The following is a 15,924-nucleotide window of genomic DNA, read 5'->3' on the forward strand; positions in this document are numbered from 1 at the left end:
AAGTCATAACCCTTTGAAATTCAAGTACCGAACCTCACGTTAACACCATCGCAAAAAATGGCGAAATGATTTTTCACTTATTTCATCAATTAGAGAACAAAATTCTGGGTTACGATAAGTTTTGTGCGCTCTATCGGTTATAAAAAGAACGATTCACTCCTCATTATACCAATCCACTCTTCCGTTTTTCCTAAATTCTCTTGGCGTCATGCTCGACCACGCTTTAAAACGTGTACTAAAGTTGGCACTAGTTGGATATCCGACTATCTCTCCAATATGTTGAATCGGCCATTCTGTTGAACGAAGTAACCTAGCAGCGTATTCCATGCGCATACGTGTTAAATGTGCCATCGGGCTTCGACCAAACTGCTTTTGAGTCAGACGGTGCAAATGTGGCTCCGAACATGGATATAAAGCTGCCACTTGCTCGACACTCCAATCCTTATGCAGCTGACGCTGGACAAGATCGAATACGCGCCGAAGCCTCAATTGGCTACGTGATATCGACTCTGAGGGCGGCATGTTTAACATCAGCTCTAACTGAGCCACGCTATGTGCACCTACCGCACCACCATAATCAATAGGAAGATTAATACTGCGTAACAACGTTTGGATACACGCATACATCACCTCAGGTGCAGATGTGAGCTGGTAACTAATATTACTCTCTATCATTGGCCATACTCTATCAGGAGCAAGAAAAAGCCATGCGATCTGCCAGACTTCCTCTTCCATACCAAAACCGTTTTCAACACCTGCAGGCACCGTGATCAACGAGCCAGGCTCCAAATCATATCGACACGCCCCACTTTCTAACAAACCTTTACCGCGCACGGTGTAAAGCAGCATGTGTTTTTTTGGTTTTTACGATAAACAGAGAAGAAGTCACGACAGGTTGCAATTCCGCACTGCACAATGCCTCTCTCCTCCAATGCCAGTACTCGACTGTGATCAATAAACTCTTGATAGGTTTTTTCTGAAATCGCGTAGCGTTCTTGTTTATCTTCCATGATTTATTGGCTCACATATACACTAGTGGAGAGTTTTACAAAGGTTTTGGATGCCTTTGAAAAATACACCGCCAAATCATAGGGATGAACTACTCGCATTAATCTTTAAGGAGAAATGCGATGCTCTTAACACGCGAATACATCGATAAAGCATTTTGGCAAAAGCTGATTGCGATTGGCCTTCCTGTTTCACTTCAATCCATGCTTTTTGCGTTACTCGGCGTCGTGGATATTTTCATGGTGAGCCAACTCGGAGAATCCGCCACTGCAGCCGTTGGAGTCGGAAATCGCATCTTTTTCTTTAACCTTGCAGTCATTTTCGGTCTTTGCGGTGCAGTAACGGTGTTGGCTTCTCAATATTACGGTTCAGGGAATATGGCAGGAATCCGTAGAACATTGGCGCAATCTTGGTTTATTTCCATTTTAGTGACGCTGCCGTTTATTGTTCTTTATGCGATTTTTGATAAAGAGATCGTCTCTTTCATGTCAGACGATCCTGAATACGTCACTTATGCACGTGATTATCTTGTGGTTACGGGCTTTAGTCTTATTGCAACGGCGATAGTGGTACCGATTGAAGCGGTATTGCGCTCCGTAGGCCAAACCAAACTGGCAACCAACGTTAGTATCTCCGCGATTGTCGTGAATGTCGTGCTTAATTATGTTTTGATTTTCGGTTTATTCGGCTTCCCTCAATGGGGCGTATTTGGAGCAGCCGTAGGCAGCTTTGTTTCTCGATTTTTCCAAACGGCAGTGTTGATTTACTTTTTCTGTAAACGCTATGCGTACCTGATTCCGACCAAATTCGATTGGGCGCAAGGCCGTTTAAAGCAGTATCGTCAAAAATACTTTAAGGTTTCTCTACCCATGTTGGTCCACGATGCGCTCTGGACTGGTGGGCTGATCGTTTACAGCATCATCTATGGTCAATTGGGTGTTTCAGAACTTGCGATCATCTCATTCTTATCCCCGATTGAAGGCGTACTGATTTCAACCTTTATGGGATTTGCGGTCGCTGCATCCGTTCTTCTTGGGAATGATATTGGCGCAAAACATTATGATCGGGTCGAAAAAACGGCGTGGTGGTATGTGTTAACCAGCGCAATCTTAGCCACCTTATTGTTTTTCCTAGTGTGGTTGAGCTCGCCTCTGATTCATCATCTATTGGTACTGAGCCCATTAACCGATGCAGAAATGGCACTTAACGTATGCTTAGTCATGGCGCTGGGTATGATTTTGAGAGTGTTTAACATGGTAGGGATTGGCGGCGTACTAAAGAGTGGCGCAGATATTCGCTACAGCATTTTTATTGATACGTTCGGTCAGTGGGCTATTGGTATTCCCCTTACCTATTACACTGGTATGGTACTCGGGTTGCCTTTGCATTTTGTCTTGATGTCTCTGCTAGCTGAAGAATTTGTGAAAGGCGTACTGACGACTTATCGTATCCAATCTAAACGTTGGATAAATAATATGGTCGAGGATGACCAAACGGTGACAGCGTAACTGGAAATACACTAACGAACTCACACAAAAAAAGGGCTCACACGTTATGCACGTGTGAGCCCTTTTTATGTTTGGAGAATGCTTGATTAAATATCCGTAAAGCGATGAATGATTTGGTTTGAACTGCCACGCCATTCAAGATTGAGGTCTTTCTTGTCTTGTTCAAACTTACCATCAATCAAAACGTCGATGTATTGCACTACTTCTCTTTGTGCGTCATCCAGTTCAGCCAGCGTGTAGCCTGTCCAAACCCAGATATCTTTACCGGGACACTCTTCTCTCACCCTTTTCACGATCTTTAAAATATGAGGCACATTAGCAGGATGAAGCGGATCTCCGCCCGACAACGACAAACCGCGACGTTTTATGCGCGTGTCATTCAAGTCATTGATGATTTTGTCTTCCGCTTCTTGCGTGAACAACACACCCGAATCCAAGCGTTGCGTCGACTGGTTATAACAGCCACGACACTGATGTACACAGCCCGACACAAACAATGTGCAGCGCGTACCCGGTCCGTTAACAACGTCAATTGGATAATATTGGTGGTAGTTCATAATGCGTCTCTTTGTTATCGCGAAAAAGAAAATCAACCTAAAGCAGGTTGATTTTCAAAGTGTTGAATCGAGTGGTAATTAACCTTATAGGTGTTTCACTCGACGTTTAACTTCTTCTTGTTTGCCGAAGTTAAACGGACGTGCATCTGGGCTGCCCAAGTAGCCACATACGCGACGTGTCACCGATACTTTGGTTGAATCGTGGTTGCCACAACTTGGGCAAGTAAAGCCTTTGCTTGTACATTCAAACTCGCCGGTGTAACCACATTCGTAACACTCATCAATCGGAGTGTTGGTTCCGTAGTAAGGAACGCGGGTGTAACTGTAGTCCCACACGTTTTCTAGCGCTTCTACGTTACGTTGCATGTTCGGGAACTCACCGTAACAGATGAAGCCACCGCTTGAGATTTCTGGGTAAGGCATCTCGAAGTCGATCTTGTCGTAAGGGTTAACCTTCTTCTCAACATCCAAGTGGAAGCTGTTGGTGTAGTAACCTTTGTCTGTTACACCTTCAATCAAACCAAACTCTTTGGTGTCGATGCGGCAGAAACGACTACATAGGTTTTCACTTGGTGTTGCGTACAAGCTAAAGCCATAGCCAGTTTCGTCAGCCCATTGATTCACCGCATCTTTTAGATGTTTGATGATCGCGACCGCTTTTTCACGCAATACGGCATCATCGTAAACGTGCGCTTCAGTACCAAACAACGCGTTGATAGTTTCATGCACGCCAATGTAGCCTAGAGAAATTGACGCACGGCCGTTTTTGAAGATTTCTGCAATCGAATCGTCTGCTTTCAAGCGCACACCACATGCACCTTCCATATATAGAATTGGTGCAACGCGCGCTTTTACGTTCTCTAGACGAGAAATACGTGTTTCTAGTGCTTTACGAGCAAGACGTAGACGATCATCAAGCAGTTCATAGAACTTCGCTTCGCTGCCTTTTGCACGAAGCGCGATACGTGGCAAGTTCAAGCTAACTACACCAAGGTTGTTACGACCTTCATGGATAAGTTCGCCATCCTCTTCGTAGGTGCCTAGGAAGCTACGACAACCCATCGGTGTTTTGAATGACCCCGTGACTTCCACGACTTTGTCGTAGTTAAGAATGTCTGGGTACATACGTTTTGAAGCACACTCAAGTGCAAGCTTCTTAATGTCGTAGTTTGGATCTTCTGATTTGTGGTTTAAGCCATCTTTGATGCCGAATACAAGTTTAGGGAATACCGCTGTTTTACGGTTCTTACCTAGACCTGCAATACGGTTTTTCAAAATCGATTGCTGAATAAGACGAGACGCCCAGCTTGTACCAAGACCAAAACCAAACGTTACGAATGGCGTTTGCCCATTCGCCGTGTGCAATGTGTTTACTTCGTATTCAAGAGATTGGAATGCGTCGTAACACTCTTTCTCTGTGCGCGCTTTAGCAAACTCTTCTGGCTCAGCAATGTTCCACTCTTTCGCGATTTCTAAATGCTTTTCATAGCTCGTGATGACGTAAGGTTCTAAAACTTCGTCAATACGGTTGATGGTTGTACCGCCATAAATATGGCTAGCCACTTGAGCAATAATTTGCGCCGTTACGGCAGTCGCAGTTGAAATCGATTTAGGCGTATCGATTTCTGCATTACCCATTTTGAAGCCGTGCGTTAGCATGCCTTTCAAATCGATAAGCATACAGTTAAACATCGGAAAGAATGGGGCGTAATCCAGATCGTGGTAGTGAATGTCACCCACTTCGTGTGCTTGAACCACATCACGAGGCAGGATGTGCGTTTTCGCGTAGTGCTTCGCCACGATACCAGCCAACAAGTCACGCTGAGTTGGGATAACTTTGCCGTCTTTGTTCGCGTTTTCGTTTATCAAATCAAGGTTACTTTCTTCAATCAACCCCTCGATTTCACGAGTTAATGCACTTTGCTTTTCACGCGCGATGTCGCGGTCATGGCGGTATTCAATGTAAGAACGTGCTAGGGCTTTGTAAGGACCTTGCATGAGTTCATTCTCGACTAGGTCTTGAATCTCATGGATGTGAACTTCATCGTGATCTTTTAGCTGTAACTCGACAGCAAGAGCGACATTAAGAGCATAAATGGCGACATCTTTATCTTTGTTTTCCGCTGCCGCTTCAACTGCTGCTTGGATACGATCCCTGTTGAACGGAGCTCTTGAGCCGTCACGCTTGATTACGATTGGTTTCACTTTCTTCTCCTTACCCCAGCATACTCACAGAGTTATCCACAAACACACTATATGGGGTTATTTTTTATTCTGCTAACACAATATATTGTGGCGTATTTAACGAAAAGCACCACTTGAAAACATTGATTTTGATCAATAAAGATCGGCTAGCGGACAAGAACAAATCGATCTTATTGGTACTGATCTCAGTTGCGAAGAAAACCATGAAAATTGCAAAATTGGTACGAAATCTACTTGCTTTTTTTAGAGCGCTTATAGGATAAAGGTTGGAAAGGAATACGCTAAAATCCAGGAGTGAAACAAGCCAATATGCGATCACTATTTGTTACTGCCTTATTAATTTTTAGTTCAACGTCACTTGCTCAAAACTCCATCAACTTAACCAGTTGGAATATAGAATGGCTGTCTATAGATGGAGGTAAGGTTTCGAGAACCAGTGACGATTTCGTCAAACTCAACCAATATGTGGATAAAACTCAAGCCGACATCATCGCCTTTCAGGAGGTCGACTCCAAAGCCGCGGTTCAAAAAGCCGTAGGCGATGGCTACGCGATTTATCTCTCTGATCGAGCTCAATCAAACAATAAGCACCTTCAGTTTTCTGATACCAATCAGTACACTGGTTTTGCTGTGCGTAAAGACATTGAAGTGTCTGACCCAGCAGACTTCTCAATCACGCGTGGTAATAGCAAGTTGCGCTTTGCCAGCTACATCGTCGTTAACCCAAACCAAAAGGACGAGCTTCACCTGCTCTCTGTGCATCTAAAAGCAGGATGCAGCGGAGCGTATAAAAACAGTCGTGATTGCCAGACACTGAGTCAACAAGGAGAAGCACTTGCGAAATGGATGAGCGAAAGAAAAAAGAAAAAAGAGCAGTACGCTGTAATGGGCGATTTCAATCACAACTTGTCGTATCAACGTGATTGGTTGTGGGCGATCATGACGCTCGGTAACGATGCACAATTGGTAACGCGAGATACCCAAGCCGATTGCAAGGTTCGCTCAAATAAGAACCCAAGCAAAACACACCAATTCCGCTCTTTGATTGATCACATTATTGTGAGCCCGCAAATAAAAGCGAAAAACGCGCATCAAACGCTGTTCAGCTCACAAGATGTTTTGGATTACAAACTGAGTGACCATTGCCCTGTAAACGCAACGGTAACGCTTAACTAAACGAACAAAATAGCCCAGCATGTTGCTGGGCTATTTTATGTTGTTTGCTAGATAGACGTTTAACTAGTTAACAAGAGAAACCGTTCTATCAAAGCGCTCTTGGATTCAGCAGCACTACGTCACCTTGCTTCAACCCCGTTCGCACTCTCCCCAACTCTCCAAGCTGAATAAGCCGAGTTTCTACCTCACCGCTGTCTTGCACCACTTTTACGTAGTCCAATTGGCCAACTTGGTAAACCGCCTCTTTTGGCACGCGAAGTACAACATCGTCGGTCAAGGTCAACGCGACTTTGGCGTATGTACCTGGATAGATAGCCGTTGGCGGCTCAAATTGAAGCTTTACGGTATAACTGCGCGAGTTGGCATCTGCCGACGGCGTCACTTCTTTTACAGCCGCTTGCGCGTTGAGGTTGTAAGACGGAAAAACAACGTCCACTTCTTTATCATAAGTCACATAAGGCATGACAGACTCAGCAAAGTTCACCTCTATCTCCAACGAGTTTGGATTGTACATTGATAAAAGCAAAGCCCCCGGTGTCGCGGTATCACCCTTGTTGATGGGCTTTTGCGTGATCAAGCCATCAAACGGTGCAGTAATGATGCTGTAGCCAAAGGTCGTTTCCGCCTCGGAGACCACCGCTTGCGCTTTATTGAAGTTGGCTTGTGCGGTTTGCAAGGCACTTTCCGCTTGGTCAAATTGCGATTGAGGGATCAGTTTTTTGTTTAAAAGCGCTCTGACACGAGAAAACTCCTTTCTCGCCGCATTGAGCTGCGCTTGTGCAGAGGATAAAGCCAGCTCACTTTGACGAACTCGCGCGTCGAGATCATCGCTTTCTAGCCGCGCCAACACGTCTCCTTGCCTCACTCTATCGCCAACCTTCACCAATACCTCCATCACCGATGCCGTTAACCGTGCCGCGATATCGGCGTGCTGCTCTGCAACGACGACGCCCGGAAACTCTCGAACAACCGGTTCGCTGGTTAACATCAGTTGATGTGTCTCTGCGTTATTTACATCAATCTGGTTGGTTTTCGCGTCATGTTCTGTCGGCAACTTTTCTGTAAAAAATCCAGCCATATAGAGAAAAAGAAGCGCGAGTATGGCAAACAGAATCACGCCTAACCATTTGGTATCTAATTTCATTGCTCTTCCTCCATCTGAGGTAATCCATGTCCTTTGGTGTTTTGGTATGCAAGGTTGTAAACCACCGGAACCACAAGCAGCGTAAAGATGGTCGAGGCGGTAATTCCGAATATGATTGCCCAAGCCAAACCGTTAAAAATTGGGTCTAACGTAATCACGACATTACCCAGTAACGTTGTACCCGCAGTCAGCAATATTGGCCGCATACGAACAACACCAGATTCAATCAACGCATCATGTAAGCTACGACCTTCAGCCAACGATTGCTGAACAAATTCAATCAAAACGAGCGAGTTACGCACCACAATCCCTGCTAGCGCAATCATGCCGATCATCGCGGTCGCCGTGAACAGAGCTGGGTTGGGGTAATTACCGATGTCACTGCTTAACACATTCAAAATCCAGAACCCCGGCATAATCCCAATCACGGTCAGAGGTATCGCCAGCATGATGATGCCCGATACCGCAGGTAAACCAGTTTGAATCAACATAACCACAAATACGCCAAGCAGCGCAGCGCCATAAGCAATGCCTAAATCGCGGAATACGTCCACTGTGATTTTCCATTCCCCCTCACCACTCCAAACCACTTCGATGTTGTCTGGCACGCTCCAAGTGACACCAGCGCCATTGCTCAAGTACGTGCGATCTTGCCAGTGACGATGCACATCTTCTGCGTGAGTTGTATCTTGGTCAGCCATCACATCGGCAATCACTTCACCCGGAACACGCCCAACTACCTCGGCGTAGACATACACAACGGGCTTGAGGTTTTTATGGAAAATCGGTTTGTCCGCTGCACGTTTCACAAAATGACCGACTTCAGACAACTGCACGATAGGCTGAGGAGCATCCACAACCGCCCCATTGGATTCTACTTTTGCAATGCCCGGACGGCCTCGCACATAAAGCTGCTCTAGTTGATTCAGGTTATCTCTGTCTTCGCGTCGGAGCTGCACTTCGATAGGTAGTGGGTCCACTTCTCTTGGATCGGCGATATAACCGAGCACTTTGGCGTTCGCGGCGGTAATAAGCGTGTTATTGATATCAGCAACAGAAACACCAGACAGCGCCGCTTTTTCTTGATCAACGATGAACTGCCACGTTTCTAAATCACCTTGGATGCTGGTATCCACCTCAGAAACCAACTGTTCTTTGCGAAGCCTATCCGCGACTTTCTCTGCTTGGATCATCAGATCTTCATAAGATGTCGCTTCATCACCGTAAACTTCTGCCGTAATGGTGGCGATAACAGGCGGGCCTGGCGGCACTTCGACTAGCTGCACGTCAGCGTCAAAATTATCTGCAATCTGCTCTAAATCCGCCCTGAGTCGTGTCACCAGTTCGTGTGATTGCATTGCGCGGCGATTCTTCTCTGCAAGAACGACTCGAAGCTCGCCTTGGTATGGTTCGCTACGCATAAAGTAGTGGCGCACCATGCCGTTGAAATCCATTGGGGAAGCGGTGCCTGCAAAGCCCGACACACTTGTCACTTCCGGCACCGTCATTAAATAGTCCGTAAAGCTCGACAGCGCGTTGGAGGTATCCACAAAGCTTGAAGACTCTGGCATGTTTAATACCAATTGGAACTCATTTTTATTGTCATAAGGAAGCAACTTGAGTGGAACTAAGCGAAGTGCTGGCAACAATGCTGCCAAGACGAACAACAAGGCAACCAAACCAAGGAAAAGCCACGCTTTCTTACGACTTTCAAGTAGCGGAATCAACACACCACGATACAAACGATACATCGGCGAAGATTGGATGTCATAGTGGCCGTTTTCCTCAGCACCTTTGAGTAGCTTCTTGGCAAGCCAAGGCGTGATTATAAACGCGACAACGGTACTAAAGATAACGCTGATCGGAACGTTGAACGCCAGTGGCGCCATGTAAGGCCCCATCATCCCAGTGATAAAAAACATCGGCGTAAACACGATAACAATCGCGACCGTCGACATTAACAAGGCGCTACGAATTTCTGCCATGGCGAGAACAATCGCGTTGGTTCGTGTTAGATTTTTGCGTTTGAGGTAGCGTTCAATATTGTCGATGCTGGCGATCGGATCGTCCACGATCAAACCTAGCGCCAAAATCAACGCAAAGAGTGTGACTCGGTTGATGGAATAGCCAAATGCCAAGTCCATCCCGAGCGCGGCACCATAGCTAATCGGAATCGCGATACCAACCACCAATGCGCTTCGCCAGTTCAAGAACAAACCGACAAACACCACGACCGTTAGAATAGAGATGCCAAGGCTTGATACCAAGTTGTTTACTTTCGCATTCGCCGTTTCGCCATAGTCACGAATGACTGCAACTTGAACTTGTGGAGGAAACTGCTCGGATTGAAGCTCCGCCAGTTTATCCCGAACAGACTGAGCGACGTTAACCGCGTTCGAGCCTTTTTGTTTAGCGACAGAAATGAACACCGCTGGGTATGCTTCATCGTAGTTTTTATCGCGATACCAAGTATCGGATGTTGCCTCACCTTCACCGTCGTAAATACGCGCGACATCTTTCAAATAAACGGGTTTGCCATTGAGCACCGCGATAACAAGATCGCCAACCTCTTCGGCGTTAGTCAGAAACCGTCCCGATTCCAATGTGTAATTTTGCCCGTTTACGCGAACGTTCGTGCCTTGGGTTTTGCTATTACTGAGCTGAATGGCCTGTTCGAGGTCATCGATGGTTACTTTGAAGTTTGCCATCGCAACGGAATCAAGCTCTATCTGGATTTTTCTCGGCTCACCGCCAATCACTTCCACCTTGTTGGTGGCATCCAATGATTTAATACCTAACGTGGCTTGGTCTGCAATACGTCTCAGCTGATGGCGATCGAGAATGTCTGGATCGGTGGAATAAATTGCGGCAACAACAATGGGTACATCATCGATTTCAACAGGCTTTACAAGCCAGTTAGAGACAGAAGGAGGAACTTTATCTTGGTTGGAATAGAGTTTGTTGTAAAGCTTAACCAGAGCATCTTCGCGGTTTTCGCCGACATAGAAACGAACGATGACTTGCGCAGCACCTTCCATTGACGAAGAATAAACGTATTCCACACCGTCAATTTGGCTAACAAGCTTTTCTAATGGTTCAGTGATTTGATTTTCGACTTGAGAAGCGCTGAGTCCGGGAGCCGAAACCAATACATCCGCCATCGGCACAACGATTTGCGGGTCTTCCTCTTTCGGGGTCAACCACAAAGCCGCGGCACCGACCATAAGCGCGAGTAAAATCATGATCGGAGGGAAAAAGCTGTTCATCACGGACTGAACAAAACTTCGCTTTAGTTTGTCGGGCATCCTTTCCCCTCCATATCAGATTGATTGTTTACGTTGCCTAATGCCAGACTCGCAACCGCAGGGCCAGGGCAAATACCTGCCAAACCCCAACCTAAACCAAAGATGGCCGCACCAGATAACAAACGTCCGTCGATGTTCTTATTGGTTGGTGTGCAAAACGCTTCACCGCTAACTGATTGTTTTCTCGGCTTGATGATTAAAAAATAGCTTGGCATGAATACCGCGAGTGCGCCGCCCATCACAAAAGCCAAACTTGGATCCCAACTGCCAGAAATATCTAAAAATCCAATGACTTTAGCTGGGTCGATCATACCAGACACCGCCATGCCCATACCGAATAACACACCGCTCAAAAGAGCAGAAAAACGAAAAATAGTCTTGTTCATGGAATCTCTCTTAAACTAGGTGAAGTCGAACGAATACCGTTAGGCCAGCGACAGCCATAAATACACAGGTCGCCACAATAGAGCGCTTAGACAAACGGCCCATGCCACAAATGCCGTGCCCACTAGTACATCCGTTACCCAGTCTGGTTCCGATTCCTACCAATAAACCAGCGGCAATCACCATCCCTAAAGAAAGGTTCGCGGTACTAGGAACCGCAACGCCCAACATCAGAACGCTAATCAAGCCACCAGCTATCATTCCAACCGCAAAAAGCAATCGCCACGAATAATCGCCTTTTTTCGGTGACATAATGCCATTCATAATTCCACTGATTCCGGCAATTTTCCCGTTAACCAACAACAATATAGTGGCGGAGATCCCTAACAAAAGGCCACCAAACAACGACTCCCATGGAATAACGTTTAACATTATTTACCTCTAAAATCTTAGCTACGAATTAGTTACAGAAAACGCTATGAAGCGCCTTGATTAATGACTCAACTCTCGGTTCTGACAACGAATAAAACACTTGCTGTGATGCCTTACGAGCCTTGATCAATTTGTGTTTGCGAAGCACCGTCAAGTGCTGTGAAAAGGCGGATTGGCTAAGGAACGAGTTCTTTTGTAGCTCCCCAACACCAACCTCACCTTGGGTCAGTTGGCACAACACCATTAGCCTTTCCGGATGTGCCATTACTTTTAGGAGATCAGCAGCTTCATTGGCATTGCCTTTCATTGCTGCTACATCCATATCTGTATAGCTCATGACTCACCTCTATATTAAAAACTAAATTAGATATTACTAAAGCAACATATTTAGTCAACACTAAATTAGCAATGATGAATTTAGATAAATTAACATTAGACATTTCTAATTTAGATAATTATAGTGATGAATATCAAAGGATGGCGTTCTCAGTTTGAGAGTACGAAGGAGAAGAGTTATGACGTTAGAAAATGCAGTACGAATTTTTGCAGGCACGATGGTATTGATCTCGGTCATACTAACCGTGTTCGTTCACAGTAACTTCATTTGGTTCACCGTGTTTATCGGCGTTAATCTTATTCAAAGTGCTTACACGGGAATCTGCCCTGCTGCTTATTTTTTAAAGAAATTTGGTTTTAGATAATCTAGAGCGTAGTGACCTTTCACACTGGCTATTCGTGAAAGGTCAGTTCGCCCTAAAACTTGGAGTTAAAAATGACTAAGATCTTAATCGTCGGTGGTGTTGCAGGTGGTGCATCTGCGGCGGCGCGTGCTCGTCGTCTAAGCGAAGATGCCGAAATCATCATGTTTGAACGTGGCCCGTTCGTTTCATTTGCCAACTGTGGCTTGCCTTATCACATCGGCGGCGATATCCAAGAACGCAGTAAGTTACTACTACAAACGCCAGAAAGCTTTTTAGCACGCTTTAACGTTGATGTTCGCGTGATGAATGAAGTGGTTTCTATTAACCGACAGGACAAGACCGTTACGATCAAAAACCTGTTGGATGAGTCTGAATACTTAGAATCATACGACTTCCTACTGCTTAGCCCAGGTGCCGGCCCTATTGCTCCGCCAATCCCAGGTCTCGATAACCCGCTCACCCACTCGCTACGTAACATTCCAGATATGGATCGCATCATCGAAACGATCCAAATGAACAAGCCAGAGCATGCGACGGTTGTTGGCGGCGGTTTCATCGGTTTAGAAATGATGGAAGCCTTCCACCAACTTGGCATTAAAACCTCTCTGATCGAAATGGCAGACCAAGTCATGACGCCAGTAGACCGTGAAATGGCAGGCTTTGCTCATGAAGAAATTCGTGACAAAGGTATCGACCTAAAACTTGGCGTCGCGCTTGAATCTGTGAAATTCGTACCTAACGAGCACGTTGCAAGTTTCGACTCTGGTGAGAGTGAGAAACACCAACACCTAGAAGGTGAATTGGAGTTAACACTGAACAACGGTGAAAAACTCACTACCGATATTCTGATCATGGCAATCGGTGTACGTCCTGAGACAAAACTGGCGCAAGAAGCCGGCCTTCAAATTGGCGCGCTAGGCGGTATTTACACGAACGAATACATGCAAACCAGCGACCCATCTATCTACGCTGTCGGCGACGCGATAGAAGAGAAAGACTTCGTGACAGGCGAGCAAACTCTAGTGCCACTTGCAGGCCCGGCAAACCGTCAAGGTCGTATGGCAGCAGACAATATGCTTGGCCGAAAAGAAACCTACCAAGGCACACAAGGGACAGCGATTTGTAAGATCTTTGACCTTGCAGTGGCTTCTACCGGTAAAAACGAGAAACAATTGAAACGCGCTGGCGTTGAATACGAAAAAGTGTACGTGCATACCGCAAGCCACGCGAGCTACTACCCTGGTGCAGAAGTGGTGTCGTTCAAAATGTTGTTCGATCCAAAATCAGGCAAGATTTTAGGTGCTCAAGCAGTTGGTAAAGACGGTATCGACAAACGTATTGACGTTATGGCTGTTGCACAACGTGCTGGCATGACGGTTGAACAACTACAGCATCTTGAACTGACTTACGCGCCACCTTACGGCAGTGCAAAAGATGTGATCAACCAAGCGGCGTTTGTGGCAAATAACATCATCAAAGGTGACGCAGCGGCGATTCATTACGATGAAATCGACAACCTGACTGAAGATCAAATTCTCCTCGACGTCCGTAACCCGGGTGAATTGGAGTCTGTTGGTTATCTTGAAGGGGCAATCAACATTCCGGTTGATCAGCTACGCCATCGTATGGGTGAACTACCAAAAGATAAAGAGATTGTAATTTACTGTCAGGTCGGCTTGCGTGGTAACGTGGCATACCGTCAACTGGTCAACAATGGTTACAAAGCCCGCAACTTGATTGGTGGATACAGAACACTCAAATTCTCGCGCTTATAACGGGATAATAAAAACAGAGAAAACAGAGGGATTGGTTTTCTCTTTTGTTTATTTACATGGACTCAAATCTAACTCATTAACCTTCTATCGCCAAACGGACTGCTGCTTGAGCATGGATAGAAGTGGTATCAAGTAGCGTAACATCAGTGTGACTTTGGTTTACAAGTAAGGCAATTTCAGTGCACCCGAGAATCACAGCTTCAGCTCCCCGCTCTTTTAGTTTTTCAATGATTTGCAGGTATATCGTTCTCGATTCCTCTTTGATTTCACCTTGGCATAACTCTTTATAAATAATGTTATGCACTATAGAGCGATCATCTTGAGCAGGAGTTATGACATCCAGCCCATAGAGGTCGGAAAGCCGTCCTTTGTAAAAGTCTTGCTCCATTGTGAATTGAGTACCAAGGAGTCCGACCTTTTGAACCCCTTTCTCACGAAGTAACTCAGCAGTCGCGTCTGCGATATGTAGTATGGGATATTAATGCTGGCTTCAATTTGAGGACCAACTTTGTGCATTGTGTTCGTACAAATAAGAATAAAATCAGCGCCCCCTTTTTCTATTGAAGATGCAGCATCAGATAGAATACTTGCCGTTTCTTCCCATTTACCTTGGTGTTGAAGTTTCTCTATCTCTGAAAAATTCACGCTATACATACAAATTTTTGCGGAATTTAGGCCGCCTAACGCCTCTTTGACTCCTTCGTTGATCAATTTGTAATAACTAAGCGTCGACTCCCAACTCATGCCGCCTAGAAGACCGATAGTTTTCATATAACTCTCCAATCGTTATACACCACCATGGCAGGGGTGTTAAATCAACTACGTGAATAGACAGCCTTCTAGCTTTGTCACTAGTGAAAACTGGGTAAACCTGTAATCAGAAAAAACGAGAACCAAAAAGGACGACTACGCAATTCTCATATCTCCTCGCAACATTGTTACCGCACTTCCAGAAAGCTTAACGCATTCCGGATTCAATAATTCTGTATAAACAACTCCACTTCTCTTGGATGCTTGAAAGCCTTTTAATTGCGCTTTACCGAGCTCTTTAGCCCAGTAAACACATAAAGCGCAATGAGCAGAACCTGTCACTGGATCCTCATCAACACCCACCCAAGGGGCAAAGTAACGAGAGACAAAATCAGCGTCAGTGCTTGATTGAGCAGTGATAACAACTCCACGACCTTTTTGTTTAAGTAACGCACTAAAATCAGGTTCGAGTTGCTCTATCAAAGACTCATCATTGATGACGATCAACTGCTTATTATCAAACTGACCATAAGCGTTTACATCAGCCACATCGAGCCCTAAGCCGTAAAGCAAGTCTGTGTTAATACTTGCTCGCATATCTAAAATAGGAGCAGGAAACACCAAATGAATGTCGTCATGATCAAGTTGTGCAGTTAAAACGCCGGATAGCGTGCCAAACTCAATGGTATCACCAGTACTATATAACCCTTGCTCTCTCAGCACGTGCGCCGTGGCCAATGTGCCATGTCCACACAAAGCGACTTCCGTCCTCGGTGTAAACCAACGAAGTTGCATTGTGTTTAATGACAGAAACGCGGTTTCAGATAGTGACATCTCTGCCGCTATGGCCAACATCATTTCCTCATCAAGGCTTGATTCTGTGATACACACACCTGCAGGATTGCCTTTGAACACATCTGATGTAAACGAGTCGACCTGAAAAATTTTAACTTCCACAAAATATCCTTAAGTTCTATCA

General features: G+C 45.5%; 12 protein-coding genes and 2 pseudogenes. 4 read left to right on the top strand and 10 right to left on the bottom strand.

Annotated features, from left to right (window positions below; all coding sequences use genetic code 11):
• Positions 1 to 153: 153 nt before the first annotated feature.
• Positions 154 to 1,010: pseudogene (locus P4S59_RS21095) on the bottom strand (AraC family transcriptional regulator).
• A gap of 120 nt (positions 1,011 to 1,130) precedes the next feature.
• Between P4S59_RS21095 and P4S59_RS21100 the strand changes: the two are divergent.
• Positions 1,131 to 2,516 carry an MATE family efflux transporter gene (locus P4S59_RS21100; RefSeq protein WP_337169002.1) on the top strand — a complete coding sequence of 462 codons (1,386 nt, stop codon included), beginning with the start codon at positions 1,131 to 1,133 and terminating at the stop codon, positions 2,514 to 2,516.
• A gap of 86 nt (positions 2,517 to 2,602) precedes the next feature.
• Here P4S59_RS21100 and nrdG read toward each other — a convergent pair whose 3' ends face one another.
• Positions 2,603 to 3,073 (bottom strand): anaerobic ribonucleoside-triphosphate reductase-activating protein, encoded by a 471-nt coding sequence (gene nrdG, locus P4S59_RS21105; RefSeq protein ID WP_005394529.1) that lies wholly within the window; start codon positions 3,071 to 3,073, stop codon positions 2,603 to 2,605.
• 84 nt (positions 3,074 to 3,157) lie between these two features.
• Positions 3,158 to 5,278, bottom strand: a complete 2,121-nt coding sequence (gene nrdD, locus P4S59_RS21110; RefSeq protein ID WP_203342482.1) for an anaerobic ribonucleoside-triphosphate reductase — start codon at positions 5,276 to 5,278, stop codon at positions 3,158 to 3,160.
• A gap of 309 nt (positions 5,279 to 5,587) precedes the next feature.
• Here nrdD and P4S59_RS21115 point away from each other — a divergent pair, with 309 nt between their 5' ends.
• Complete coding sequence (locus tag P4S59_RS21115; RefSeq protein ID WP_337169003.1) at positions 5,588 to 6,454, top strand: endonuclease/exonuclease/phosphatase family protein; 867 nt, start codon at positions 5,588 to 5,590, stop codon at positions 6,452 to 6,454.
• 88 nt (positions 6,455 to 6,542) lie between these two features.
• Here P4S59_RS21115 and P4S59_RS21120 read toward each other — a convergent pair whose 3' ends face one another.
• The 5 genes from P4S59_RS21120 to P4S59_RS21140 are packed head-to-tail and all read right to left on the bottom strand — an operon-like array spanning position 6,543 to position 12,056.
• On the bottom strand, positions 6,543 to 7,598 hold the full coding sequence (locus tag P4S59_RS21120; protein ID WP_337169004.1) for an efflux RND transporter periplasmic adaptor subunit: 1,056 nt from the start codon (positions 7,596 to 7,598) through the stop codon (positions 6,543 to 6,545).
• Positions 7,595 to 10,903 carry an efflux RND transporter permease subunit gene (locus P4S59_RS21125; protein ID WP_337169005.1) on the bottom strand — a complete coding sequence of 1,103 codons (3,309 nt, stop codon included), beginning with the start codon at positions 10,901 to 10,903 and terminating at the stop codon, positions 7,595 to 7,597. Before P4S59_RS21125 ends, P4S59_RS21120 begins: the two co-directional genes overlap by 4 nt.
• The gene (locus tag P4S59_RS21130) at positions 10,888 to 11,289 is read right to left on the bottom strand and encodes a YeeE/YedE family protein (RefSeq protein WP_337169006.1); all 402 of its coding nucleotides are present in this window, start codon (positions 11,287 to 11,289) and stop codon (positions 10,888 to 10,890) included. Before P4S59_RS21130 ends, P4S59_RS21125 begins: the two co-directional genes overlap by 16 nt.
• A gap of 10 nt (positions 11,290 to 11,299) precedes the next feature.
• Positions 11,300 to 11,719 (bottom strand): YeeE/YedE family protein, encoded by a 420-nt coding sequence (locus P4S59_RS21135; RefSeq protein WP_048625069.1) that lies wholly within the window; start codon positions 11,717 to 11,719, stop codon positions 11,300 to 11,302.
• Positions 11,720 to 11,747: 28 nt separating this feature from the next.
• Positions 11,748 to 12,056 carry an ArsR/SmtB family transcription factor gene (locus tag P4S59_RS21140; protein WP_012842251.1) on the bottom strand — a complete coding sequence of 103 codons (309 nt, stop codon included), beginning with the start codon at positions 12,054 to 12,056 and terminating at the stop codon, positions 11,748 to 11,750.
• Positions 12,057 to 12,234: 178 nt separating this feature from the next.
• Here P4S59_RS21140 and P4S59_RS21145 point away from each other — a divergent pair, with 178 nt between their 5' ends.
• Positions 12,235 to 12,420 carry a YgaP family membrane protein gene (locus P4S59_RS21145; protein ID WP_012842250.1) on the top strand — a complete coding sequence of 62 codons (186 nt, stop codon included), beginning with the start codon at positions 12,235 to 12,237 and terminating at the stop codon, positions 12,418 to 12,420.
• Between the two features lie 71 nt (positions 12,421 to 12,491).
• Complete coding sequence (locus tag P4S59_RS21150; RefSeq protein ID WP_337169007.1) at positions 12,492 to 14,195, top strand: FAD-dependent oxidoreductase; 1,704 nt, start codon at positions 12,492 to 12,494, stop codon at positions 14,193 to 14,195.
• Between the two features lie 76 nt (positions 14,196 to 14,271).
• Here P4S59_RS21150 and P4S59_RS21155 read toward each other — a convergent pair.
• Positions 14,272 to 14,966: pseudogene (locus P4S59_RS21155) on the bottom strand (aspartate/glutamate racemase family protein).
• A gap of 135 nt (positions 14,967 to 15,101) precedes the next feature.
• The gene (locus tag P4S59_RS21160) at positions 15,102 to 15,902 is read right to left on the bottom strand and encodes a PhzF family phenazine biosynthesis protein (RefSeq protein WP_109170297.1); all 801 of its coding nucleotides are present in this window, start codon (positions 15,900 to 15,902) and stop codon (positions 15,102 to 15,104) included.
• Between the last annotated feature and the right edge of the window lie 22 nt (positions 15,903 to 15,924).

Source organism: Vibrio sp. M60_M70, from assembly GCF_037162085.1.
GTDB lineage: Bacteria > Pseudomonadota > Gammaproteobacteria > Enterobacterales > Vibrionaceae > Vibrio > Vibrio diabolicus.